The sequence below is a fragment of the Micrococcus sp. genome, assembly GCF_030523875.1.
GTDB lineage: Bacteria > Actinomycetota > Actinomycetes > Actinomycetales > Micrococcaceae > Micrococcus.
The window spans coordinates 1-1,778 of the sequence record NZ_JAUNHR010000162.1 but is presented as its reverse complement, the minus strand read 5'-3'; the positions used below and the strand labels follow the sequence as shown (position 1 = coordinate 1,778).

General features: G+C 70.8%; 2 protein-coding genes. Both read left to right on the top strand.

Features of this window, described 5'->3' with window-relative positions; translation table 11 throughout:
* Nucleotides 1–33 precede the first annotated feature (33 nt).
* Nucleotides 34–1,554, top strand: a complete 1,521-nt coding sequence (locus tag Q4D18_RS11755) for a hypothetical protein (protein WP_303128634.1) — start codon at nt 34–36, stop codon at nt 1,552–1,554.
* Nucleotides 1,555–1,580: 26 nt separating this feature from the next.
* On the top strand, nt 1,581–1,778 hold a 198-nt coding region (locus tag Q4D18_RS11750), incomplete at its 3' end, for a hypothetical protein (protein ID WP_303128632.1).

Below are 1,778 nucleotides of genomic sequence, written 5' to 3'. Positions count from 1 at the left end.
GCTGCCGGCCGACGATGATCCCCGGGAGGTGACGTGGTCGAGACCGCGCCGCCCCGGTTCCTGATCCGCCCGGCGGCAGACGCCGTGGACATGAGCCACGCCGAGAGCGCCATCGCGCTCGCGGCCGGCTACGGCCACGTCCTGGACGGGTGGCAGGCCGACGCGCTGCGCGCCTGGATGGCATGCGCCCCGGGCGGCCCGGCCAGCGTCTCCGCGTGGCTGGCCTCTACCTGGGGGCTCACCGTGGCCCGCCAGAACGGCAAGAACGGCACGCTGGAGGCGTTCGAGCTGTACGCCATGGCGGTGCTGGGGCTGCGGATCGCGCACACGGCGCAGAAGCTCAAGACGGCGCAGGCGCACCTGAAGCGCATGCAGAAGTTCTTCGGCACGGAGGTCGACGACCCGCGGGCCAAGTACCCGGAGCTGAACGCGCTGGTCAAGGAGATGCGCAAGACCAACGGCGAGCAGGTGATCCTGCTGACCAACGGCGGCGCGCTGGAGATCGCGGCCCGGTCCTCGAACAGCATCCGCGGCGAGTCGTACGACGTGCTCGTGGTGGACGAGGCCCAGGAGTACGAGGTCCAGCATCAGGAGGCCGCGGAGCCGGCCATCTCGGCGTCGCCGTCGGGCCGGCCGGTGACGATCTACCTCGGCACACCGCCGAAGGAGGTCGGGGAGCGCGGCGAGCCGTTCGTGAAGGTCCGGGACGCTGCGGTGACCGGGGCGACCAAGAAGACGACCTGGGTCGAGTGGTCGGCGTCCGGGGACCCGGACAAGATGACCACGGACGAGCTCGAGGCGTTCGTGCGGGACCGGCACAACCTGCTGGCGTCGAACCCGGCATACCCGCACCGCTTCACGCAGGAGGCGTTCGACGGCGAGATGGAGCGGTGGTCGCCGCGAACCATCTGCCGTGAGCGATTCAACATGTTCCCGGCGCCGAAGCTCAAGGACGAGCGCGCCGTGTCGAAGCGGGCCTGGGAGGCTCGGGAGATCGACGGGGACACCTCGGAGCTGAAGCTCGCGGCGGTGGGCCTGGACATGAACCCGGAGCGGACCAAGGTCACGATCACGATGGCCTACTGGGCAGCCTACGGGCTGCACATCGAGGTCGCCGCGGACTCCCCGTACGCCGAGGCCGGCTCCGAGCACCTCGCCGAGTGGGTGCGCCGTCGCGCGCGCCGCCGGATCCCGGTGGTCATGGACGCCTTCTCCCCGGCCCGCTCGCTGGAAGCCCACTTCCGGCAGCGGAAGATGCTCGTCCGGGTCCTGGACTCGGCCGAGTGGGGGCAGGCCTGCATGGGCTTCGTGGACGCCATCCGGGACGAGGAGATGTCCCACTTCGGGCAGGCCCAGCTCACGCTCTCGGCGCTCGGCGCCGTGAAGGAACCCATGGGCAAGGGCGGCGCCTGGAAGTTCTCCCGCCGCTCCCTCGACGTCGACCTCTCCCCGGTGAACAGCGCCGTCTGCGCGCACTTCGGGGCCATCAAGTTCGGCCGCCGGCCCCGCGCGGCCGAGGCCACCACCGAGGACGCCAGGCACGGCTTCTTCTAGACCAGCTGGAAGGCAGGTGACGACGCATGGCAGAGCTCCTCGCCGGCCCGGAGGCCACGATCTACCAGCAGCTGCGCTGGAACATCCAGCAGGCCGAGCGCGGCAACCTGCTGCGGGAGAACCTGTTCAACGCGCGCCACAACCTGGACAAGGTCGGCTTCTCCGTGCCGGACAGCATGCGGGACTTCGCCGCGGCGATCGGCTGGCCGGAGAAGGCCGTGACC